The organism is Bradyrhizobium sp. USDA 372, from assembly GCF_053629095.1.
In genome coordinates this window covers 6214509-6238206 of record NZ_JBRJHR010000001.1, presented here as the reverse complement: position 1 = coordinate 6238206, position 23698 = coordinate 6214509, and the positions used below count along the sequence as shown (strand labels likewise).

Genomic DNA, 23698 nt, shown 5'->3' with positions numbered 1-23698 from the left:
GGCCCGCGTTTCGAACGACTCGCGAACCGCCCCTCTTCGTCGGGCCGGGCTGTTTCGATCTATGCCGCAATTCCGAATTTCGGTAAAGTGGAATATTTTTGCGCGGAGGGGTTGACGCGGCAGCGACACAGCCGAGCCGTAGGGTGGGTTAGCGTCAGCGTAACCCACCTCTGCTTCCACATCGAAAGAAGCGGTGGGTTACGCCAGCGACTGCGCTTCGCGCAGCCGCTCGCTAACCCACCCTACGCAGATCGGCTGCTCACGCCACCGCTGCGTCCGGAATCCTTGCGGCTTCCATCGGCTGCTTGCCGCGGATCAGATCCGAGGCACGATCCGCGATCATCATCGTGGAGGCGTTGAGGTTGGCCGAGATCATGCGGGGCATGACGGAGGCGTCGATGACGCGGAGGCCTTCGAGGCCGTGGACGCGGAGGTGGTCGTCGACCACCGCCCAGGTGGAATCCGCCGGACCCATGCGGCAGGTGCAGCCGGGGTGGAAGGTGGTGGTGCCGCGCTCGGTGGCGGCGTGCAAAAACTCGTCGTCGGTGTTGACGTTGGGGCCGGGGAAATCCTCGTAGGCGTAATAGGGCGACAGCGGCGCACTCTTCAAGAGGCGGCGCGCCAGCTTCATGCCGCCGACGATGACGCGGCGGTCGAGCTCGGCGTCGAGATAATTGGTCTGGATGATCGGCGGCGCGAACGGATCGCTGGAGCGGATGCGGACATAGCCGCGGCTCTCGGGCCGCTGCTGCCAGGACGCCACGGTCATGCCGGGCTCGTCCTCGAGCTGGCCCTGCACGCCTTCCTTGTAGCTTGCCGGCGTGAAGGTGAGCTGCAGGTCGGAGCTCTCGGCGCTCTCGCCGGAATGCCAGAAGCAATAGACCATGGTCGGCGACAGCGACAGCAGGCCGCGGCGCGCGGTCGCCCATTTCATCGCCTCGACCCAAAGACGCCAGCCGCGGCGGAGCTCGTTGATGGTCTTGATGTCCTTGACGCGCGCCACCGTGCGCGGGGCGTAATGATCCTGCAGGCCCTCGCCGACGGGCAGCGCGTGACGCACGGCGATGCCGTGCTGCTGCAAGAGATCCGGCGAGCCGATGCCGGAGAGCTGAAGCAGTTGCGGCGAATTATAGGTGCCGCCGGACAGGATCACTTCCTTGTTGGCGCGCACTTCGACCGGCTGCCCGCCGCGCCCGCCCTTCATGTAGCGCACGCCGACCGCGCGCTTGCCTTCAAAAATGATCTCGGTCGCGTGTGCATGGGTATGCACATGCACGTTGGGCCGCTTCATCGCCGGCTTGAGGAACGCGGTCGCGCCGGAGACGCGCAGGCCGTTGTTGATGGTGCGCTGGCAGTAGGAGACGCCTTCCTGGGTCTTGCCGTTGTAATCGGGGTTGCGGGGAATGCCGAGCGAGACCGCGCCTTCCATGAAGGCCTCGCAGAGCGGATCGCGCCAGTTCATGGTGGTGACGATGAGGTTGCCGTCGCGGCCGCGATAGGTGTCTTCGCCCTCGCCGACCCGCTTCTCCAAGCGCCGGAAGTAGGGCAGCACGTCGGCATAGCCCCAGCCGCGATTGCCCATCTGCGCCCAAGTGTCGAAATCCATGCGCTGGCCGCGATTGTAGATGTGGCCGTTGATCGAGGACGAGCCGCCGAGCGTCTTGCCGCGCGGCGCGTAGATGCTGCGCCCGCCGGTCCACGGACCGGGCTCCTGCTGGTAGGCCCAGTTGATGCTCTTCATGTGGAAGGTCTTGATGAAGCCCGCCGGCAGATGGATGTAGGGATGCCAGTCGGAAGGGCCCGCCTCGAGCACGCAGACGCTGACGTCAGGATCTTCGCTGAGCCGGCTGGTGAGCACGCAACCGGCGGAGCCCGCGCCGACGATCACATAATCAAATCTATCCATGGTCCCTCGGCCGCCCCTAGCGCGGCTTGTCGTTGAGTTGAAATTCCAGGTGCGCCTGCACCGTCGGCCATTCGGCGGCGGTGATGCTATAGACGACAGTATCGCGCAACGTGCCGTTCGGCGCGATCTGATGGCTGCGCAGGATGCCGTCCTGCTTGGCGCCCAGGCGCTCGATGGCGCGGCGGCTCTGGTGGTTGAAGAAGTGCGTGCGGAACTCGACCGCGATGCAGTTCAGCGTCTTGAAGGCGTGGCGCAGCAGCAGCAGCTTGCACTGCGTGTTGAGCGGGCCGCGCTGCGCGCTCTTGCCATACCAGGTCGAGCCGATCTCGACGCGGCGGTTCGTGGCATCGATGTTCATGTAGGTGGTCATGCCGACGATGGTGCCGCCGGCGTCGAACACGGTGAAGGGCAGCATCGAGCCGGCAGCCTGCAGGCCGAGGCGACGGTCGATCTCCTTGCCCATGTTCTCCGGCAGCGGGATCGCGGTGTACCACAGCTTCGACAGCTCGCCGTCCTTGACCGCCTCGACCAGCCCTTCGCGATGATCATGCGACAGCGGCTCGAGACGGGCGTGCTGTCCGCGCAGGGTGATGGGATCTGGCCAGGGCATTGAAGTCTCTCTCCGTTGTCATTGCGAGCGAAGCGAAGCAATCCAGAGTCTTACCGCGGAGGCAGTCTGGATTGCTTCGTCGCCAGCGCAAAATTGCTTCGCAACTTTGTCGCGGGTTCCTCGCAATGACGGCTTGGCTCACTTGTTCAAAAAATTCAACGGCAATCCGCCGCGCGGCCAGTCCATCGCGATCAGCTCGCCCCTGCCCGACAGCGTGATGTAGGCGGTTTTGAGCTCGGGGCCGCCGAAGGCGATGTTGGTGGTGACGCGGTCGCCGGTCGGGACCTGTTCCACCAGGGTGCCGTCGGGCGCGACCACCGAGATGCAGCCGGAGACGAGCGTGGCGACGCAGACATTACCGTTCGCTTCCACCGCGAGCGAGTCGAACATCTGGTAGCCGCCGAGGCCGCAGATCGGCTGGCCGCGCTCGCCGCGATAGATCGGATCGCGCGGCTTGAGCGTGCCCGGCGCCGAGAGCTCATAGGCCCAGAGCCGCCCGGTCGGCGTCTCCGCGATGTAGACCGTGCTCTCGTCCGGCGACAGGCCGATGCCGTTGGCCGGCAATATGCCGTGCACGATTTCGACGATCTCGCTCATGCCGGGCTTGAGGTAATACATGCCGCCGACGTCCATGTCGCGCGCGCGGCGCTTGCCGAGATCGGAGAACCAGAGGCCGCCGTGCTTGTCGAAGACGAGGTCGTTCGGCCCGCGCAGATCGTGCGCGCCGCATTTGCTCACGACGGTCTCGACCTTGCCGGACTGCAGGTCGACGCGCTGGATCGCGCCGCCGAGATAATCGTCCGGCTGCGGGCCCGGCATGATCATCTTGCCGGCCGGAATCCAGGAGAAGCCGCCATTGTTGCAGATGTAGATCTTGCCGTCGGGCCCGAGCGCGGCGCCATTCGGACCGCCGGGAATTTTCGCCACGATGTCCTTGCGACCGTCGGGATAAATGCGCGTCAGGCGCTGGCCGCGGATCTCCACCAGCACCACCGAACCGTCCGGCATCACGACCGGCCCTTCGGGAAATTCGAGGTCGGTGGCGAGAACGCGGACGTTGGACATTGGAGACCCTCCCGGCTGCTTGTTATGGCTTGCACGGGATGTCCGGCACGGGCCCCCGCAGGCAAGATTTGCCTGCGGTTATGGCAAAGTCACTGGGGCTTGCCAAGCAATCGGGACGGTATGCCAGCGTTGCGTGTTATTCTTTGACCGGTATCCAGATTTCGAAGCCACCGTTGCCGGTGGCGGGATCGAATTTCTCGTCATAGCGCTCGAAGTTCGGCGCGTCCGCGGCTGTCAGGCCAGACGTTGGCAGCCATTGATTCCAGATCGTGTTGACGGTGCGCCGGATCGATGCGACGTGGTCCTTGTGCGTGAACACCGCATAGCGCTGCTCCGGAATGCGAATGCGACCGAAGCGGCGCGGCAGGTCGGAGAAATCGGCGACCTCGACGCCGGCGATGTAATCGAAATTGCCGGCATCATCGCCGTTGCAGCAGACGCCATAGGCGACTTGACCGATGCGCGCGGGAATGTCGCCGACCTCCCGATTGAAGCGCTGCCATAAACCGGGGATCATGGCGCCGTTGTCGCAGGCGATGCGCTCGGCGGGACCGGCGACGAGGAAGGCCTTTGCCGTCTCGAAGCGCGGTGGGACAAGATGGTCGAGCATGGTGGAATCCATGAGGATCGGCTCCTGTAGCCTGAGCTGGTTGACGCACGCTGCCGCCCTCACCGCTTCGGGCGTGGTGCCGAACTGGTCGCGGAACGCGCGGGTGAAAGCTTCGTGCGAGCCGTAATCCGCCTCCAGCGCCAGTGACAGGATGTCGGGTGCGCCCTTTGCCAGGCAGCGCGCCGCCTCCGTCAGCCGCCGCGCGCGCACGTAGCGCATCACCGGCAGACCGACGGCTGCGGCAAACGCACGCACGATGTGGAACCGCGACACGCCCGAGATCGCAGCGATCTCGTCGAGCGTCAGCGGCTCGGCCAGATGGCTCTCGATGTACCAGAGCGCGCGCTGGGCTGGATTCATGGCGGTTCAGGCCCTCGTTCGAAGCGCGGCGATGATGCGCCTGTTACCATCGCCCTGCTTGATCGGCATTGCTGTCCTTCGCACGAGGATAGCCGGCCAACGGCCACTGGCAACGCCCCGGTGTTCGTGGCTAAACTCGTCGAAACCGCTCACAAGAAAGGGGAACCGGGTCATGGAAATCACCGATGTGCGGGCGCACCATATCCGCATCCCCTATGATTCCGGTGTCGCGAGCTTCCGTCAGGGCGCTTCCGCCATCACGGCCCTCGACATGGTCCTCGTCGAAGTCACGACCGATGCCGGACTGACCGGCTGGGGCGATGCCTTCGCCTATGTCTGTCCCCGCACCACGCACAGCGCGGTCGAGGAGATGATCGCCCCGCAGGCCCGCGGGCTGAAGGTGGCCGATGCGGCCGGCATTCCCGCATTCATGGAGCAGATCCAGCGCAACCTGCATCTGTTCGGCCGCTACGGCATCACCATGTTCGCGATCTCCGGGCTCGATATCGCGTTGTGGGACCTGGCCGCGAAGGTCGCCGGCGTGCCGCTGCATCGCCTGCTGGGCGAGATGAGGCGCACGGCGATTCCGGCTTACGCGAGCCTGCTCCGGATCGGCTCGCCCGACAACATCGCCGCCGAATGCAGGAAGGCGCTCGCGCTCGGCTATGGCGCGATCAAGCTGCACGAGACCACGACCCCTGCGGTGCTCGCCGCGCGCGCGGCGATCGGCCCCAACATTCCGCTGATGGTCGACATGAACTGCCCGCTGACGGGCGAGCAGGCGATCGCCTTCGCGACGACATGCCGCGACGCACAGCCGATGTTTCTGGAAGAGCCGGTCTGGCCGCCGGAAGACTTTGCCACGCTAGCCGAGGTGCGCAGCAAGAGCGGGCTCGGAATTGCCGCCGGCGAGAATGCCTGCACCGAATATCAATTCCGCCAGATGATGGAGGCAGGCGCGGTCAGCGACGCCCAGCCCTCGGTGACCAAGGTCGGCGGCATCACGGAATTCCTGAAGGTCGCGGCGCTGGCCGATCGGTCCGGCATCAAGATCGTGCCGCACTCGCCTTACTTTGGCCCGGGCCTGCTGGCGACGCTGCATCTGCTCGCGACGCGCGACGACGGGCTGGTCGAGATGTTCTATCTGAAACGCGAAGCCTGCCTCTGGGGCGGCCGCGCCGATGTCGATGCGACCGGCCATGTCGCGGTGCCGGCGGGACCCGGGCTCGGCTATGAGCCGGATCGCGGCGTGATCGAGCGCTATCGCGTGCTGTGAACCGCGCTTATTTCGCGGCGTCCTTGGCCGGCGGCGCGTCCTGTTTCTTCTTCAGATCCTCGGCGGTCTTTGCCTGCGCGGCCTGGAGATCGAGAAGCGTCTTCTGCAGGCCGGCGACGGCTGTCTTCAACGCATCGATCTGGCGACCCGCGGCATCCAGCTTCTGCTGATGGTCGAGGGTGAGCTTGGTGATCGTCTTCTGCAGGAAGTCGACATTGCTCTGCAGGCAGCTGGTGCGGCGTTCCATGGTCTTCTCGACCGTGCAGATCTCGATGCCGGGCACGTCCTGCGCGAGCACCGGCAGAGGCGCCAGCGCTGCGAGCAGCAATATCGCGAAACAAATGCCGGCGTTTCGAAGCAGCATGAAAGTTCCTCGGTCAGTCGATCACATCAATGTGCGCTGTTTGTGCGCAGCCGCGTGAGGCTACCACACTGGCACCGCATTCTCGCGTTGAGCTTGTGTCCGTTCCCTGGGACGGGAACGATGATCCGCGCGCGGAAGAAGTGGGCGTTCTGTCCGCGGCTTTGTTTAGGGGAGAATATTAGAATGGCAACGCGCGATAGACGTTTGGCGGAATTCGACGGCGCCGGAGAACCACCGCCGGGCCTGCCACTCGAAGTGCTGTGCGAGGATCACAGCGGGACGTATCAACTGCCGTTCGCCTGCCGCTATGTCGAGGGACGCTGGCAAAACCAGGAGGCCGGGATTGCGGTGGAAGCAACCGTGATCGGCTGGCGCCTGCCGCGCGTGAAGCAGCGCGGGGCCGCCTGAAGGCGTTCTCTGTTTCAAAATGCGACGGAGCCGCGCTCCGCTTTAACCTTCGGAACGCGGCCCGAACGAATCACGTCCGAATCAGCCGAAGCGCCCTGTACGCATCTGTTCACGGCTAGATCTCGCGGCGGGTCCGACAGGCGCGCACAATATCTGCGCAGCCGGCAGGATCGCAGACGCCTCTCACCGGCACCAAAGGTTAATTGTTGCAAAGACATAGCGCTGCGGTCGCAGCGGACGGTGCCTCGCCGCCGAAACAGGCAGGGCCGTGCGACACCTGCCTAATATTCGACCTCGAGCTCCTCGATCTCGGCCGGCTCCTCCTTGGCCGCCGCGATCCATTCCTGCATCTCGGGCATTGCCATGATGGTGTCGGCATAGGCCTTCAGCGGCGGCGCGAGCTTCACGTCATAGGTCACGAAGCGCGTCACGACAGGGGCGTACATCGCGTCCGCCATGGTGCGCTTGTCGCCGAACAGGAAGGGGCCGCCCGATTTCTCCAGGCAGTCGCGCCAGATGAACCACACCCGGTCGATGTCGGCCTGCGCCCGCGACCAGATCTTGAAGCCGGGAAAGTGTCCCTTCAGGTTGACCGGCAGCGAGGCGCGCAGCGTGGTGAAACCGGAATGGATTTCGCCTGAGATCGAGCGGCAATGGGCGCGCTGGATGCGGTCGGCCGGCAACAGGCCGGCGTCCGGCATCACCTCGTTGAGATATTCGGCAATGGCCAGCGTGTCCCAGACCACGGCGCCCTCGTGCCGCAGGCACGGCACCAGGATCGAGGACGACAGCAGCAGGATCTCGGCCCGCGCCGACGGATCGTCCGGTGCGGTGACGATCTCCTCGAAATCGAGCCCGGAGAATTTCGTCAGCAGCCAGCCACGCAGCGACCAGGACGAGTAATTCTTGCTGCTGATGGTCAGTGTCGCCTTCGCCATATGACCCTTCCCTGGTCCCGACATCGGCCCGGCCTGCCCGTGGCCTCTGCTTCCACGGCATGAACAGCAAGCGACGTGCCAGTTTTACGCGAGGCCCGATCGCCGTCTGGCGTCCTTATTGCATAGCAGCACGGGACGGGGTGGGCGATTCAGTATGATGTCGATGTACTATCAGGCTTTTCAGAACCACATGGACCTGACCGCGCCTTGGCGCGCGGGGGCTTCGTCCGCGCTCAAATTCCTCCATCTGGTGCCTCAGGGCCTATCGGACCAGGTGGTCGGCCGGGTGTCGGCCGCGCTGGAGCTGATCTCGCGCTCCACCCTCACCTATGACCGTCCCGCCTACGGCATCGACAGCGTCATGGTGGGCAACCGCGAGGTCGCGGTCAGAGAGGAGATCGCCTACGCGACCCCGTTCGGCTCGCTGCTGCATTTCAGGAAAGAAGGCGTCGGCGAGCAGCCGCGCATGCTGCTGGTGGCGCCGATGTCCGGACACTTCGCGACGCTGCTGCGCGGCACGGTGAAGACGCTGCTGCAGGACCACGACGTCTACATCACCGACTGGCACAATCCGCGCGACATCCCGCGCAGCGAGGGCCGCTTCGGGCTCGACGACTATACCGAGCACCTGATCGACTTCCTCGGACAGCTCGGGCCGCGCCCGCACATGGTGGCGATCTGCCAGCCGTCCGTCTCCGCGCTCGCGGCCGCCGCGATCATGTGCGAGGACAACCATCCCTCGCGCCCGGCGACGCTGACGCTGATGGCCGGCCCGATCGACACAAGGATCCAGCCGACCAGGGTCAACGAGTTCGCCAAGAGCAAGCCGATCGAATGGTTCGAGCGCAATCTGATCAACTACGTGCCGGTGCAATGCCGCGGCGCCTTGCGCAAGGTCTATCCCGGCTTCGTGCAGCTCACCGCCTTCGTCTCGATGAATCTCGAGCGCCATATCAAGCAGCACATGGATCTCGCCAACCACATTGCCAAGGGCGAGAAGGAGAAGGCCGCGACGATCAAGACGTTCTACGACGAATATTTCGCCGTGATGGACCTGCCGGCCGAGTTCTACATCGAGACCGTGCGCGACGTGTTCCAGGAGCATCTCCTGCCGCAAGGCAAGCTGATGCATCGCGGCCGTCCCGTGAACACCAAAGCCGTCAGCCGCATGGGCCTGATGACGGTCGAAGGCGAGAAGGACGACATCTGCTCGATCGGGCAGACGCTGGCCGCCCAGGACCTCTGCACCGGCGTGCGCGCCTATCGCCGCGTCCACCACATGCAGGCCGGCGTCGGCCATTACGGCGTGTTCTCCGGCAAGCGCTGGAACAACGAGATCTATCCGCTGCTGCGCGATTTCGTGCACGTCAATTCGTGAGGGTCGCGCCGCGGCGCACTAGAGCTGCTCTTCAAGCTCGTATCGCGCCGGGCCACGCGATGACTTGCCCTGACATCACAAGGCGGTTGCGCCCGCTCTCCTTGGCGGCGTAGAGCGCCTTATCCGCAGCCGCTATCAACGACGTGCAATCAGCCTTGTCGCCGAACGACATATGTGTGGCGCCACCAATACTGAGGGTGACCTGCTTGGATGGCGGGTTGAGCGCGTGCAGGATGCCGAGGTCTTGAATCGCTTGCCGGATTCGCTCGCCGACCTGCTCGCACCCTCCCGTGTCGGTATTTGGTAGCAGCAAGGCGAATTCCTCACCACCATACCGAGCGGCCAAGTCTGCCGGCCGCCTGGCCTGCTCCGCCAGGACCCCGGCGACCGAGCGGAGACATGCGTCGCCCGCCTGATGCCCGTACTGATCATTGAAACTCTTGAAATGATCGACGTCCATCAGCAAAAGTGACAGAGGCCTTCCTTCGCGCCTGGCCCGGTCCCATTCCGCCTCTAGCCGCTCGTCGAAGTGTCTGCGGTTTGCCAAGGCCGTCAGGCCATCCGAACTGGCGAGAGCCGCCAGCTTATCTTCCAGGTCCTTACGTTCGGTCATGTCGCGCGAGATCGCCACCACGCCGTTGATGTCTCCACTCTGCGCACTCCTGGCGACGCGCAGCGCGGTTTCGATCCAGACCTCGCCTTTCTCGCGATGCCGAGTGCGATAAGTGATTCTTGCCTCCTCGGCTTCACCGTTCATCAACGCGGAGATCGTCTCCTCAACCCGCGCCAGATCCGCCGGATTTATGCCGGCGAGGGCCGACGTATCCACCAATTCGTTCGGAGCCCAGCCGAGAACTCGCGCGCTGGACGGCGACGTATAGAGAATCCGTCCATCGACCGCTATGCGCATGACCATGTCTCCCGACTGCTCCGCGAGGAGACGAAAATCCGCCTCCTTGGCGATCAGAGCAGCGGCCATCTTCTGCCGCATGTGCAACTGGCGCACCAGCAAAACCCCCGCAACAGCGAGCCCTCCTATCAGTCCCAGCACCGCAGCCACGCGCGTCAGCGCCGCTCTGCGCCAGGGGGCCAAGACGTCGTCTTCCGATTCCGTCGCAACCACGACAACGGGGTAGCGATTGCTTAGTTGATAAAAGCTCAGACGCCGAACGCCGTCGAGAGGCGACGTGAAGTAGTAGACGTCCGCAGTTGGCCGCTCGCGGAAATTCCTAAAAAGCGGTGCATTCGACAGATCGCGGCCCGTATATCCGTTGTCCGGGCTACGCGCGAGGACAACGCCTTTCGCGGTCGCCAATGCAATTGAGCCGTTCTGGCCGACGTCGAATCCGCGATAGAACTGTAAAAAATAGTCGACATCGATCGTGGTAAGAGCCACTCCGGCAAAACTGCCGTCAGGATGATCGAAGCGCCTTGACGCTGTGATGATCCATTGCCCCCCCGACCTGCTCCTCACTGGACCCCCAATGAAGGTTCCTCGCTCAGCCACGGCGCGATGATGCTGGAAATACTCGCGGTCGCTGTTGTTGAGGCCGGCGAAATCCACGGGCTCGCTGGTTGCGAGCCAGCGGCCGGTCTCGTCATAGACGAACACAGCGCGAATCCGGTTCGCGGCTTTGCGCCGGGAAAGAAAGGTCTGAATCTTGGCGATCGCCGCCGGGCTGGTTCCCTCGAGTTCGAGTTGGCCGACCAACACATTGAGAACGGTGTCCGCGAGCTCGAACGTATCGTCCGCGTGTTGCGTCACCGACCGGGCCAGATTGGCCATGTCTGTTTCGGAGCCCTTCAGCAGCGTCTGTCGCGAGGACCACTCCCGCCAGCCGCTGAGCGCGACAATCGCCAAGCAAGCGACCGCCACGAATGCGGAGGCCCAGAGCGTCAGACGCCCTTTCCGAGGATCGCTGCGGTGATCGATCAAGAGATGCTCCCTGCACCCTCAACCCCGTAAACGCCTTGGGCTGAAGGATGGTTGCTCGTTCCGATTGTGATTTTTGGCGGAGCACCGGAAGGAGACTGACGGCATCGATGAGCGGCTTGACCGTCGATCGATAGCCCATGGACTGGTCCGACGAGAAGGACAACGCAGCAATCAACTCGCCTCGAGCACTGTGCCGGCCACCCGGCCAAAGCCAGGTTCAGTGAAACTCGTCGGATGCAGGCTTCGAGCTCCGGCAAGATGTGCAAAATCGTCTGTCCGGGGTTGAGGCCGAATGACCATGCTCTCTGCCGGCAGACGCTCGGTCGGCGAGACCGACGCGGGCTTCGCGCCGCCTGCAACAATGTGGGGCAACGGTGCGGCCATCGACCAGATGTTCTTAAGCATCGCCCTATTCACCGAGCACGCGATGACACCGTTCCGCTTCAGACGGGCGACGGTAAAGAGCTTGCGGATCAGCAGGTCTCGTTCAAGCGACTGCGGCAATTTGAACTGCACCCCGATGAGCCGGCCCCTTTGTTGCGCAATCACCGCATCGACCCATCCCACCTGCATGATGTGCACGCGCAGCGGTTCTCCGGCGCGAGGACAGTCAATGCCGGAGCCAAGCAGAACGCCGGCGCCAGAGAGGGAGATGTTGCTCACGCGTCCAGAAAGCTGCTCGCCGGTCCCGGTCTGGATCAAGATAGTTTCGTCGATGTCGAAACGCTCCTCGGTACGTCCCATCCGCGCCTGCAGCGAGGTCATGCAGACGAAGAAAAGCACGACGATGTTCACGACCGACCAGAAGGCGACCATCGGTAGAGCCGCCGGATGATCGATGATGCGCCATTCCGGAATCGTGTTCAGAACCACACCGACAACCGTCAACGCCATCAGGACCGCCGACGGCCAGAATATCTCCGCAGCGTAAGTTGCGCGCCGCGCGGCAGCGCCCTTCGGCGTCACCTTGAACGCATGTCCCGCCGGCTTGACGAGAGTCCCCAGCACCGTGGGCAGTATCTTGAAGCTCTGGATCGTCGCCGACACCTGAGCGGCGAGCGGAAAATGCACGTGCGGCGCGAACCAGGAGATGCCGCCGTTGAGCGCCAGGATCGCGGGGAACAAGTAGTAGAACACCGATTCGGGGGTGACATCGACGACAGGCGCCAAGCCGGTCCACATGAACACGATCGGAACCACCACGACCATGAGCGCCCGCAAGCCCAATGAGAGCCAATGCGTCGGAAAGAAGAGGAGCCGATGCATCAAGCCCAGTCCGGGGCCGAGCGGGCCGGCGGCGAGGTACAGCGTCTGGATCGCGCCACGCGCCCAGCGTTGCCGCTGCACGAAAAAGGCATCAAGGCTTTCCGGCGCCAGCCCAATCGCCAGCGGTTCGCAGAGATAGCGGGTGACGTATCCCTTGCGCAGCAGGACGAGCGTCAGCAGGATGTCTTCCGTAATGGACTGGGTCGGCAAGGCATCGCCTACCGCGCGGAGTGCTGCGCGACGCGTGACGGAGTTGGAACCGCAACAAAAGGCACCATCCCAGCCGTCGCGCGCGGGCATGATGGAATCGAAGAAGAACCGTTGTTCATCCGGCAGTCCCCTGTGCAGGCCGAGATTCGCCTGCATCGGGTCCTCATTGTAGAAGGCGTGCGGGATCTGAACGATTCCGACCTTTGGATCAGCGAAGAAGCCCATCGTGCGCATCAGGAAATTGCGCTGCGGCACGAAGTCCGCATCAAAGATCGCGAAGAACTCGCCACTCGTCTTGGTCAGGGCATGATTGATATTGCCGGCCTTGGCATTCAAATTGTCGGCGCGCGTGAGATAGCCGGCGCCCTTTTGCGTGCAGAGCGCCCTGAGCCAAGGCCTGCGACCATCATCCAAGACCCAGACCTGGAGGTTCGGATAGTCCAGGCACAGCGCGCCGGTGATCGTCTTTTCCAGCACCTCGAATGGCTCGTCATAGGTCGGAATAAAGACGTCGACCGAGGGCAGCTCATCATCCGGCAGGCTGCGAAGCCGACGCTCGTGCTGATCTGCTTCGCTTCGGCGATCGGTCCTGCGAAGGAACGTCAGATAAAGAATGAACTGATCTGTGAAAGTCAGAAGCTCGACGAACAGACAGAACCAGATCCAGCCGACCTGATACCAGGTCCCGCTTGCCGGCAGCACGGTGGTGAAAATACGCCATTCGAGATAGCGGGCCACCACAAGCCAAACCACGACAAAGACCGCAAGACGCGCCCAAGGGCGCGCGACTGGGAAGGTCGGCGCCAACAGATACATCGCAGCAAAGATGCCCAGCATCGGCGCGAACAGCTGAGAGAGAGGCAGTGTCATGGCTTGCATGGAACATCTCGCTCACAGGGGCGATTGGTCGAGCTCCAGGCGAGCGGTCAGCCATTTCAACTTCGAGCCGACCAATCGTAGCAGGCCGTCGGTTCTGCGCTCGAAGCGCACCTCAGCCAACCGTCCGATATCGCAGGAGCCGTTGCGGTCGGCCGACGTCTCATTGGGCGGAAGCGATATCTCAATGGTAATGTTGCCCGGATCAGGCCGCGGCACCCGAGCCGCAAGCAGCCGATCATCGCCGTACGCGGCCGATCCGCGGACCTGCCGGATCTGGCCGCTCTTCCATTCGCGACCCCCAATCAGGCGGACGGTAGCCGCATCTCCGGCCTTGATCTTCTCGAAATCGCGCTCGGGTAGTTCAACGACGATAAACCGGCGTTTGCAATCTGCGAAATCGAACACCGACTGCCCTTCCGTGACCATCGAGCCCGGGCTGGCCGCGACCGACCAGACCACGTGGGCTGCGGGCAAGGACAGATCGTAGTGATCGAGACGATCAAGTCGAGTGCGTTCCTCTGCAATTTCCGCGGCCAACTGCGCGGCACGTGAGCTATTCTGCAACAGGTCGGTCTCGAGCTCCTGGCGGCGGAGGACAAGCCGCTCGCGCTGCTGCTGAGAATAGGGCACGTCGTTGGCATCGCCACGAAGATAAATGCCCTTCTCGGCCGCCCCCAATTCCGTCTTGAGACGCTGCAGGCGTTCACCGGCCATCTGGCACCGCGTTGCGGTTGCCTCCTGCGAGGCCTGGGCCTCACCGGAGCGGATCTGCGAACTGATGCCGAGCTTCACGAGCCTCTCCATCCGGCCCGCGACATCGTTGCGCTGCCGCGCCTCAGCGAGACAGCCGCCTTTTTCAACTTCCGTTTCACTTATCTCGTGGCTCAGGCGCGCTAACATCCCCGAACGATAGTCCTCGCTTCGCTCGCGGAGCTTGCGATCGAGCTCGGCGATCTCCTCGAGTTGCCGGCGTGCGAGCTCGGCGCGTTTGGTGGACATGGCCAGCTGCTGATCAAGGTCCATGAGGTGGCGGCGATCCGGCGAACGCGCCTCGACCAGCGGCACCATCCGGGTGTGCTCGAAATATTCACCCTTGCGTGGAAGATCTGACGAGAGCTGACCCGCCATCGGCGCAGTCACCCGCATGAGCTCGGCATTGACATAGGCGGAGGGGGCGATTCGGTAAGTCACATACGGCAACAGGGCCCATCCGCTGAGAGCGATGATCCCGAGTGCCAGGGACCGCCGAGCGATCCGGCTGCGAATGAAACGTTCGACATGCAAGCGAACCACGACTGGATCTCCAAATGGGCTTTGGTCGCTCCGCCTGCCCCTGCGAAGGCAAGCCAATCGCCGCATGGCCGCCGCAGCAGCAGACTCCTCCTCGCAACCAAGAGAAGCATATCTAGCTTTCACCACAACAGGTTAAGACGTGTCAAAACCGGAGAACTACGGCTCGGGATCGATAACAAGAAGCCGACCTATTCTGGCTTCAAGTCGGCGCGGCGCTTGTACCAATCGAATGGCGGCGGCTAACGCCCATTCCCAAGCAGCTCTTTCGCTTCCGCGAATTCGGGAAGAGCATGCTCCGCCTCGAATTGAGCGAGCACGGGAGCGAGCACTTCGGATAGCGCACCCGCTCGGCCATTTGTCTTGTACAGGTGTGCAAGTTCAAGGGCGCTGCGCAGCTCGAAAGTCCTGGTCTGCTGATGTCGTGCGATGTCCAGCGCTCGCCTGAGAGCGTCTTCGGCACTGGATTCGTCCGAAGGGTTTTCGCGCGACAAGAGTTTACCGCGGACACGGTGCAGTTCGGCATCAAGCCAATGCTGGCCGGATTGTCCCGTCCCGGCGATCAATTCGTCCAGGATTTCCAGCCCGGTCTCGACTTCGCCGACATCTGCAATCGCCAGGGCGACATGCATCCCCCAGAACGGTTCGCAGAGGTAGCAATCGTTCTCGTGCAGGAAGGTCCAGCCGTGACGCATGTCCGCCAGTCCGGCCATTCGGTCGCCGGCACGCCACTTGGCAAGGCCATTGAGGTAGGTGCCGGCGGCCACGTACAGCGGCATCGTGTGGTCGCGCGCGAGACCGAGCGCCAGGATCGTCTCTGTCTGCTGCAACATGCCCCCGCATACTCCGTCGAACACGGCGCGATGAACCAGCGCATTGGCCTGGGACAGCGCCCGTTTTTCTCCCGGAGTACCCACCGCTTCCGCGGCGAGCCTGCGCGCACGAGCGATGTCGCCGAGCGGCCAGAGCACCAGGGCGAGAAATCGCATGATGACGAACGGAAGATCCAGCGCCGAAGCCCTGAAGGTCGCGGGATCCGGTTCGGCCCGATAGATCGCCAGCGCCCGCTCAAGATGCGTACGCGCAGTCGAATACTCGCCGGCGAACCAGCACGTCACGCCGCCGGTCCAATGCGCCACGACGGCGGCCACCGGCGAGTCCGGCCGTCGCTCAGCGGCGTTTCTGATGGCATCTGCCAGCTCCCGCATCGGAGCAAGTTCGCCATGCGTCAGGCAGGCATTGAAGAGGCCGGAATGGACCGGCGCAAGTTCAACGGGATCATCGATACCAGCCGCGAATTGTCGCGCGCGCGTCCATGCCGCGACCGTTTCCGGAGCGCTGTGGCCGAGGCTGCCCCGCAAGGCACGGCCATATGCGATTTGAAGATGCAGCCTGCTCATCATCCGGCGGGGTTCGTCAGGCAATTGATCGGCGATCGCGATGGCCTTGCCGAGATGCGCGATCGCCTCGGAATAGGCCGAGCGTTTCAACGCCTGCTGACCCGCCTTGCGCCACCACTCGAGTGCGATCTCGCTCAGCCCCGCCTCGGTGAAGTGGTGCGCCAGGACTTCCGGCTCGGTCTCGGCGACGACTGGAAACTTCTCGCGCAGGACATCGCCAATCCGTGTGTGAAGCACCTGCCGTTTGCTCCTAAGCAGACTCTCGTAGGCCGCTTCCTGAACAAGAGCGTGCTTGAAACTGTAATTTGCTTCGGGCGGCGTCCCACGACGCAGCAGCAGTTCGGCCTCTTCGAGTTGTCCCAGCGCCGCGCCCAGCGTCAGATCGTCGCGTCCCGCCACGGTTTTCAACAGCGCGTACGAGAAGTCGCGGCCAATGGCGGCGCCTATCTGGGCCACCTCCTTGACCGGAGCGAGCCGGTCGAGCCGCGCCATCAGCGAATCCTGCAGCGTCGCAGGGATAGCAAGCGGCGGCAGCGGACAGTTCAGGCGGTAGCGCCCGGCATCCTCGACGAGCAGCCCGGACTCCAGCACCATCTTGGTCAATTCCTCGACGAATAACGGAATGCCATCGGTCTTGTCGATGATCTGCTCCATCATCTCGCGTGGTAGCTGGCGACCGACGACAATCTGCTCGACGAGCGCGCGCGTGTCCTGCCGATCGAGCCGGTCGAGCCGCAACAGACTGACGTTGGCAAGGCCCGACCAGGAGGGCTCGAACTCCGGCCGGGACGTCAGGAGCACGAGGATCGGCAGTCCTCTGATCCGATCGACCGCAAGATCGAACAGCTCAAGTGTCGTCGCATCGGCCCAATGCATATCCTCGCAGATGATCAGCAGCGGCTGGTCTCGCGCCAGTCCCTCAAGCTGATCCAGAAGGGCGGCAAATGTCTGCCGCCGCTGCTGCGCCGGGCTCAAGCCGAGGGTCGGGCAATGGTCGCCGGTCGGAATCGAAAGCAGCGCCGCAATCAGCGGTGTTGCCCGGGCGACCTGCTGGGTTCCTATCGCCAGCATTGCCTCGAGCTTGTCGAGCTTTTGACCCGGCGTGTCGTGCGAGCGAATTCCGGCGGCGCGCTCGAGCTGCGCAACAAAGGGATGAAGCGCACTGTTGGTGTGGTAAGGCGAACACTGATATCGCACGCGACGGTGCGTCCCCAACGAGGGGCTTTCCGACAGCGTTGCCACAATGCGCGACTTGCCAATGCCCGCTTCGCCGGAAATCAACACGATCTGGCCCCGGCCCAGCCATGCCTCCCGCTGGCGCGAGAGGATGAACTCGATCTCGTTCTTGCGACCGACAAAGCCGATCGAGCGCGCGGCACGGACTGCCTCGAAGCGACTCTCGGATGCGGTTGCTCCTTCCACCGCCCAGACTGCGATGGGGTCTGCCATTCCCTTGACCTCCCGGCGGCCGAGATTGCGCAGGGAGAAGAGATCGCCAAGCAGCCGGCGCGTCGATGAAGCAACGACGACGACCCCAGGCTCCGCCAGGCTCTGGAGCCGGGCGGCGAGGTTTGGCGTGTCGCCGATGGTTGCGTGCTCCTCCGACGCATCTCCGCTGATGAGGTCGCCGACCACCACAAGTCCGGTCGCAATTGCGATCCGCAGTTCGGCTCGTTCGTCAGTCCCTGTCTTGAGCTGGCGTATCGCGGCGATCATGTCGAGGCCGGCGCGCACCGCGCGCTCGGCATCGTCTTCGTGGGCGCGCGGATAGCCGAAATAGACGAGTATTCCATCACCGACGAATCTGGCTATCCTGCCATCATAAGCACCAACCACGCTCGCGCAGGCAGCGCGATAGGCGCGGATCACCTCCCACATGTCCTCGGGATCGAGACGCGCCGAGAGCGCAGTCGAGCCGACCAGATCGCAAAACATGACGGTGAGGTGACGCCGCTCGGCGTCCTGGGGAGGAGCGGGAGATGCGATCAACGCGGCCGGATCGAGGTCAGCGATAGCACGGAGCATTTTGCGGCGATGGCCGAGCAGGACTCCGAGCTTCTCGAAGTCCTCGTCCATCAGTTCGGGAAGGACGCCTATGTCGATCCCATTTTGGGCAAAGCGCTGCGCGTATTGCGCAAGCCCCAGCTTATCGAGCCACTCCGCAATCTGCATTGGCTCCACCGATCGTGTGGTTGGCGGTTAGCAGAATTTTGGACCACGGCGCGCGGGGACAATATACCAACACCACCATGATGGCACGTTTTGTTTGTTGCGCGATAACCTAGGTTTCTCAATACCGATATTGCGTTCAAGCGGTGACGCTGCTCGATGCCAACAGGCTTGCTACCAAACATCGTCGGCACGCAGCATTGGACGGCAGAGGTTGCGAAGAATCGTCGCGGTCGTTTCGAACCAGAGCCGAACCAGCACTGCGGCTTGTGCCAAGCGGACGTTCTCCGCGACCGCAGCTTCCTTCACTGCTCGCTGATAGGCGCTTCATAACTGCGAGCCATCGTGCCCGCCGCAACCTGAAGCGAAGAACCAACCACCCAGCAGCCGGCAACAAAGCCGATAAGGCCGTTAGGCAGATTTTGATCAAGGACAAGGATGCTGACGGAGAGAGTTGCAGCGATTGCCGCGCCAAACGTTCCCGCCGCACTCATGATCTCGACCGGCTCGGAACCGTTCCATTCTTCCGAGATACTCGATGTCGGCCTCTGTGCACCATTGCCGGACAAATCAATCCCCACGTAATAGCCAAGCGCTCCGTAGAGCATCGTTATCAGGACGATCCAGCCGCTTTCAAACAGTCCGGCTTTCTGACGTAACAGGGTCGCTCCAACATAGAGGCCGCCAGAGGCCCCAACGGCGGCCAGCCCGATTCTTTCAAGAAGATGGGCCGATTTAATCAGACTGGAACGGGCGATCCGAAGATTGCCGACGCGCCTTGTTGCAGAGAAGGCGCTGGAAATTGCGCTGCTTATCTTCATAGGAGCTCCTTCTGAGTAAGTAGCAGCCTACCGGCCGACCCCGAACAGAAGCTGCATGAGTTGCGCGATGCCCTTTCATTCCAAATTACTGAAGGATCTTTGCTGAGTGATGGGACCGGCTTTGCTCGTGAACGAGACGGAGCCAATCCAAAGCTGCGAGCATGTGGCTGCGCAGGCATTGCGTCTCACCCGTGTTTGAAGTGATCCGGGTGCGGCAATTTCGTTGGATGAGTGGTAATTCCGAAAAAGAGCGATCGCGTATGAAGCGGTTCACACACGGCTCCTCCCTGTCGCTCTATTCGGTCACAATTTCCGGAGGACGCGTCTGCATTGTCGCGATAACGGAAGGCGAACACGCTGGATCTGCAACGCGCGGTTGGTCAGCAAGCTGATCACGTCTGGCCGAAATCAAAGATCCGCGCTTGGTTTCGTGAAGCTCGCAGCCTCAGGCCGACCATTCCTCGCCCCACACCTGCACCACGTGGCCGGGCGTCACTTCGCGATATTGCCGAACCGGCGGCTGATAATCCGGCGCGCGGACCGGGCTTCTGATCTCGTCGTTGGAGGCCTGGCGTCGCGTGCCGCGGCGTGACGGGTCGGGCACCGGCACGGCGGCCATCAGCTTCCTGGTGTAGGGATGCTGGGGATTGCCGAACACCGATGCGCGCGGGCCGATCTCGACGATCTCGCCGAGATACATCACGGCGACGCGGTGGCTCATGCGCTCGACCACGGCGATGTCGTGGGAAATGAAGAGATAGGCCAGGCCCATGCTGGCCTGCAGGTCGAGCATCAGGTTGACGACCTGCGCCTTCACCGAGACATCGAGCGCCGAGACCGCTTCGTCGGCGACGATCAGCTTCGGCCCGAGCGCGAGCGCGCGCGCGATGCAGATGCGCTGGCGTTGGCCGCCGGAGAATTCGTGCGGGAAGCGCGCGGCCATGTCGGCTGAGAGGCCGACGCGGACGAGCAGGTCGGCAACCTTGTCGCGCGCCTGCGACGCCGTCGCGAGTCCGTTGGCAAGCAAGGGCGCAGCGATCGCCGTTCCCACCGACATGCGCGGATTGAGGCTCGCGAACGGGTCCTGAAACACGATCTGCATGTGCTTGCGCACATCGCGCAAGGCTCGGCCGTTCATGGCCAGCACATCCTGGCCGTCGATCAGGACCGTCCCGCTGTCTGGCTCCGTCAGCTTCAGGATGGAGCGGCCGGTGGTCGACTTGCCGCAGCCGGATTCACCGACCAGGGCCAATGTCTCGCCGGCGCGCAAGGTGAAGGAGACGTTCTCGACCGCATGGACGCGGCCGGAGACCTTGCCGAACAGGCCCGAGCGGATCGGAAAGCGCGTGGTGAGATTTGAGACTTCGAGCAAAGGCCGCGCGGCGGGTGAGACAGTGTCAGGCGTCTCGGACGGCTCGTCCGATGTGCCCGTCACCTTGTCGACGATCGGAAACCGCATCGGCCGCGGCCGCCCATCCATCGAGCCGAGGCGCGGCACGGCCGCGAGCAGCGCGCGCGTGTAGGGATGCGCAGGCGCGGCGAAAATGCGCGCGGTGGCATCCGTCTCCACCGCCTGCCCGCCATACATCACCACGGTGCGGTCCGCGATCTCGGCGACCACGCCCATGTCGTGGGTGATGAAGAGGATCGACATCCCCTCCTCCTGCTGAAGCTCCTTCAAGAGCTCGAGGATCTGGGCCTGGATGGTGACGTCGAGCGCGGTGGTCGGCTCGTCCGCAATCAGGAGCTTCGGCTTGCAGGCCAGCGCCATCGCGATCATCACGCGCTGGCGCATGCCGCCGGAGAAGCGATGCGGATGCTCGTGGAAGCGCGATGCCGCCGCCGGGATGCGGACGCGATCGAGCAGGCGGATGGTCTCCGCCTCCGCCGCCGCGCGCGACAGGCCGCGATGCTGGATCAGCGCTTCCGCGATCTGGAAGCCGATGGTGAGCACCGGATTGAGGCTCGTCATCGGCTCCTGGAAGATCATGGCGACGTCATTGCCGCGGATGTCCTTCATGCTCGCCTCGGGCAGCGCGAGCAGATCGCGCCCCGCCAGCATGACCCGGCCCTCGACGCGGCCGATCTCCTTCGGAATGAGCCGCATGATCGACAGCGCGGTCACGCTCTTGCCCGAACCAGACTCGCCGACGATCGCCACGGTTTCCCGGGGCGCGATATCGAACGAGACATTGCGGACGACGGGAAGCCATTGCCGCTCGAGCATGAAGGAGGTGGTGAGGCCGGCGACCGACAGCACGGGGGCTTGGGCAACGATGGGTTTGGTCGCGGCGCTGGTCATAGGTAGACCTCAAGGCCTGCCGCGAAGATGGTGCGCTCCCTCCCCCGCTTGCGGGGGAGGGTTGGGGAGAGGGTGTCTCCGCAAGCGAGAACCCCCAAGAGGAGAGAGCCCTCTCCCGGCGCTGCGCGCCGACCTCTCCCGCAAGCGGGAGAAGTGAACTTCGCTCGTGGCTGCACCGGTGTTCCCATCATGACCTCAGTACCCCCGCTTGCGATCGACCAGCCCCGGCAAGGCCTCGCCGCGGCGGTGTCGCGCGATGGTATCAAGCACATAGCCGACCGCCGTTTCCGGCTTTGTCGTGCTGGCGATGTGCGGCGTCAGGAGAATGCGCGGATGGCTCCAGAACGGATGGCCCGCAGGCAGCGGCTCGGGCTCGGCGACGTCGAGCACGGCAGCCGACAGCGCACCGCTGTCCAGCGCAGCGATGAGGTCGGCCTCGACCAGATGCCCGCCCCGCCCGACATTGAGCAGCCGGGCACCGCGCGGCAGGCGCACGAACAGCTTTGCATTGAGGATGCCGCGCGTCTTCGAGGTCAACGGCAACAGGCAGACCAGAATGTCGCTCTGCCCCAGGAAATCCGGTAACGAGTCGGCGCCCGCATAACAGGTGACGCCTTCGATCTCGCGCGGCGAACGATTCCACCCTGAGAGCGGAAAGCCGAACGTCTTGAGCCGTTCCAGCACCGCCTGGCCGAGTTGGCCGAGCCCCATCACGCCGACACGCCGCTCGCTCGTGTACGTCGCCGGCAGTTCGCGCCAGACTTGATCGCGCTGCTGGGCGATGAACTGCACGAGATCGCGGTGCAGCGCCAGCACCGACATGCAGGCATATTCGACCATGCGATCGGTGATGCCGGGCTCCATCATGCGGACCAGCGGAACATGCGGCGGCAACTTGGTGATGTCGAACTGATCGACGCCGGCGCCGACCGAGAAGACCAACTCCAGATTCGGGAACGTCGTCGCGATGGCGTCCGGCGGCACCCAGGCCACGAGATAGCGCACATTGGCGGGATCGCCGATGTCGGGCCAGAGTCGGAACGGGATGTCGGGGGCGCGCTCCGCGAAGAAGCGCGCCCACTCGGCGCCGCGCACCATGTTGGCCTTGTAGAGAACCGTCATGCCCGCCTCAGAACGGGCTGACCGGCGCGAGCCGACGGCCGTCGATCATGCGCTTGTGGCTGTAAGCGGCGGGATCGACCAGCGGCGTCGAGCCGGTCACGATGTCGGCGGCGAGCTTGCCGGCCGCGGGACCGATGCCGAAGCCATGGCCCGAGAAGCCGGTGGCGAGGAAGAAGCCCGGCAGCGCGTCGACCGGCGAGATCACCGGAATGGTGTCGGGCGTGCAGTCGATCGTGCCGCCCCAGGCTTCGGCGATCTCGATGTCCTTCAGCCCGGGGTTCGACTTGATCAGCGCCGTCAGCGCCGCATTGACCAGCGACATGTCGGGCGCGGGATCGCGCACGCGCTCGGCCTCGAACGGCGACGGCTTGTCGAAGCTCCAGCTGGTACCGCGCATGAGTTGATCGAAGAACGACTTGCCGAACGACAGCTTCAATCCGTTCTTGCGGTGCTGATAGGTCGGCCAGAACGTGCGCGCGTAACGGAACAGGTCCGGCGACAGCTCGACCGTGCCGCGGTTGCGCAACGCCAGCGTGAAGCCGCCGTCGAGGCGGCGGCGGATGCAGTAGAAATCGGTGCCGAGCGCGCCGGAGGTGATCTCCGGTCCCGGCGTGGTCCGGCACGCGGTGGCGTTGACGAGGCCGATCGGCAGCTCGATGCCGTGGCGGCGGCAGAACAGCGACGACCACGCGCCGCCCGCCAGCAGCACGGACTGCGTGCGGATGGTACCCTTCTCGGTGACGACGGCGCTGACGCGCCCGCCTGTCGTCTCCAGCCCGCGCGCGGCGCAGCCCTGATGGATGGTCACGCCGTGCTTGCGCGCGGCTGTGGCGAGCGCAGGGACGGCCATCGACGGCTCGGCGCGGCCATCGCTCGGCGTGTGCAGGCCGCCGACCCATGTGTCGGCATTGCCAGGCATGCGCTCGGCGACCTCGGCCGGCGTCAAGACGGTGGAGTGGACCTGCTGCTCGCGCGCGACCGCGGCCCAGCGCTCCCAGCCGGCGAGCTCGTCCTTGCTCTTGGTGAGGAACAAGACGCCGGTGCGGCGGAAGCCGGCATCGACGCCGGCATCGTTCTGCATGTCCTCCCACAGCCGCAGCGCCTCGCGCGCGAGCGGGATCTCCTCGCGGGCGCGGCCCTGCTGGCGGCACCAGCCCCAATTGCGGCTCGACTGCTCGCCGCCGACATGGCCCTTCTCGACGAGGGCGACGGAATGGCCCTTCTTCGCCAGATGATAGGCCGCCGAGACGCCGATGACGCCGCCGCCGATGACGACGACATCCACCTGCGCCGGCAGGCGTTCGTCGCTGTTGATGCGGTTGAGCGGCGGGGACATGGGGCACTCCTGGAGTTCAGTTCGAGGTCTTGCGCGTCAGACAGTCTTGCGC

Annotated in this window: 17 protein-coding genes; 3 read left to right on the top strand and 14 right to left on the bottom strand. The window is 64.1% G+C overall.

Translation table 11 applies throughout. The features are described 5' to 3' along the window. Positions 1-259: 259 nt before the first annotated feature. The 4 genes from AB7M16_RS29090 to AB7M16_RS29075 form a co-directional block, all read right to left on the bottom strand. Complete coding sequence (locus AB7M16_RS29090; protein ID WP_453945877.1) at positions 260-1906, bottom strand: GMC family oxidoreductase; 1647 nt, start codon at positions 1904-1906, stop codon at positions 260-262. Positions 1907-1922: 16 nt separating this feature from the next. Continuing rightward, entirely contained in the window at positions 1923-2516 is a 594-nt protein-coding gene (locus AB7M16_RS29085) for a GNAT family N-acetyltransferase (protein WP_453945875.1), read from the bottom strand. Positions 2517-2654: 138 nt separating this feature from the next. Next, entirely contained in the window at positions 2655-3581 is a 927-nt protein-coding gene (locus AB7M16_RS29080) for an SMP-30/gluconolactonase/LRE family protein (RefSeq protein WP_439401127.1), read from the bottom strand. A gap of 136 nt (positions 3582-3717) precedes the next feature. After that, positions 3718-4551: an AraC family transcriptional regulator gene (locus tag AB7M16_RS29075; RefSeq protein WP_212254544.1), complete on the bottom strand. Its 834-nt coding sequence runs from the start codon at positions 4549-4551 to the stop codon at positions 3718-3720. 172 nt (positions 4552-4723) lie between these two features. Here AB7M16_RS29075 and AB7M16_RS29070 point away from each other — a divergent pair, with 172 nt between their 5' ends. After that, positions 4724-5827, top strand: a complete 1104-nt coding sequence (locus tag AB7M16_RS29070; RefSeq protein ID WP_453945873.1) for a mandelate racemase/muconate lactonizing enzyme family protein — start codon at positions 4724-4726, stop codon at positions 5825-5827. 7 nt (positions 5828-5834) lie between these two features. Here AB7M16_RS29070 and AB7M16_RS29065 read toward each other — a convergent pair whose 3' ends face one another. Next, positions 5835-6191 carry a hypothetical protein gene (locus tag AB7M16_RS29065; RefSeq protein WP_271499799.1) on the bottom strand — a complete coding sequence of 119 codons (357 nt, stop codon included), beginning with the start codon at positions 6189-6191 and terminating at the stop codon, positions 5835-5837. 183 nt (positions 6192-6374) lie between these two features. Between AB7M16_RS29065 and AB7M16_RS29060 the strand changes: the two genes are divergently transcribed. Further along, a complete protein-coding gene (locus tag AB7M16_RS29060) occupies positions 6375-6599 on the top strand; it encodes a hypothetical protein (RefSeq protein ID WP_172786831.1) in 225 nt (74 codons plus the stop codon). A 281-nt stretch (positions 6600-6880) separates the two neighbouring features. Here AB7M16_RS29060 and AB7M16_RS29055 read toward each other — a convergent pair whose 3' ends face one another. Beyond that, positions 6881-7537, bottom strand: a complete 657-nt coding sequence (locus AB7M16_RS29055) for a glutathione S-transferase family protein (protein ID WP_212254542.1) — start codon at positions 7535-7537, stop codon at positions 6881-6883. Positions 7538-7691: 154 nt separating this feature from the next. Between AB7M16_RS29055 and AB7M16_RS29050 the strand changes: the two genes are divergently transcribed. After that, entirely contained in the window at positions 7692-8915 is a 1224-nt protein-coding gene (locus AB7M16_RS29050) for a polyhydroxyalkanoate depolymerase (RefSeq protein WP_172786833.1), read from the top strand. A gap of 31 nt (positions 8916-8946) precedes the next feature. Here the strand turns inward: AB7M16_RS29050 and AB7M16_RS29045 are convergent, their stop codons facing one another. The 8 genes from AB7M16_RS29045 to AB7M16_RS29010 form a co-directional block, all read right to left on the bottom strand. After that, a complete protein-coding gene (locus tag AB7M16_RS29045) occupies positions 8947-10851 on the bottom strand; it encodes a diguanylate cyclase domain-containing protein (protein ID WP_453945870.1) in 1905 nt (634 codons plus the stop codon). A 171-nt stretch (positions 10852-11022) separates the two neighbouring features. Continuing rightward, positions 11023-13206, bottom strand: coding sequence for a glycosyltransferase (locus AB7M16_RS29040; RefSeq protein ID WP_453945868.1), 2184 nt, complete (start codon positions 13204-13206; stop codon positions 11023-11025). A gap of 12 nt (positions 13207-13218) precedes the next feature. After that, entirely contained in the window at positions 13219-14499 is a 1281-nt protein-coding gene (locus tag AB7M16_RS29035; protein ID WP_453945866.1) for an HlyD family efflux transporter periplasmic adaptor subunit, read from the bottom strand. 239 nt (positions 14500-14738) lie between these two features. Continuing rightward, positions 14739-18068: an adenylate/guanylate cyclase domain-containing protein gene (locus tag AB7M16_RS29030; protein WP_453945864.1), complete on the bottom strand. Its 3330-nt coding sequence runs from the start codon at positions 18066-18068 to the stop codon at positions 14739-14741. 302 nt (positions 18069-18370) lie between these two features. Then, on the bottom strand, positions 18371-18886 hold the full coding sequence (locus tag AB7M16_RS29025; protein WP_260382541.1) for a hypothetical protein: 516 nt from the start codon (positions 18884-18886) through the stop codon (positions 18371-18373). Between the two features lie 445 nt (positions 18887-19331). Then, positions 19332-21188: an ABC transporter ATP-binding protein gene (locus AB7M16_RS29020; RefSeq protein ID WP_453945862.1), complete on the bottom strand. Its 1857-nt coding sequence runs from the start codon at positions 21186-21188 to the stop codon at positions 19332-19334. A 195-nt stretch (positions 21189-21383) separates the two neighbouring features. After that, on the bottom strand, positions 21384-22310 hold the full coding sequence (locus AB7M16_RS29015) for a 2-hydroxyacid dehydrogenase (protein WP_453945860.1): 927 nt from the start codon (positions 22308-22310) through the stop codon (positions 21384-21386). 7 nt (positions 22311-22317) lie between these two features. Then, positions 22318-23646 (bottom strand): NAD(P)/FAD-dependent oxidoreductase, encoded by a 1329-nt coding sequence (locus tag AB7M16_RS29010; protein ID WP_453945858.1) that lies wholly within the window; start codon positions 23644-23646, stop codon positions 22318-22320. Positions 23647-23698: the final 52 nt, after the last annotated feature.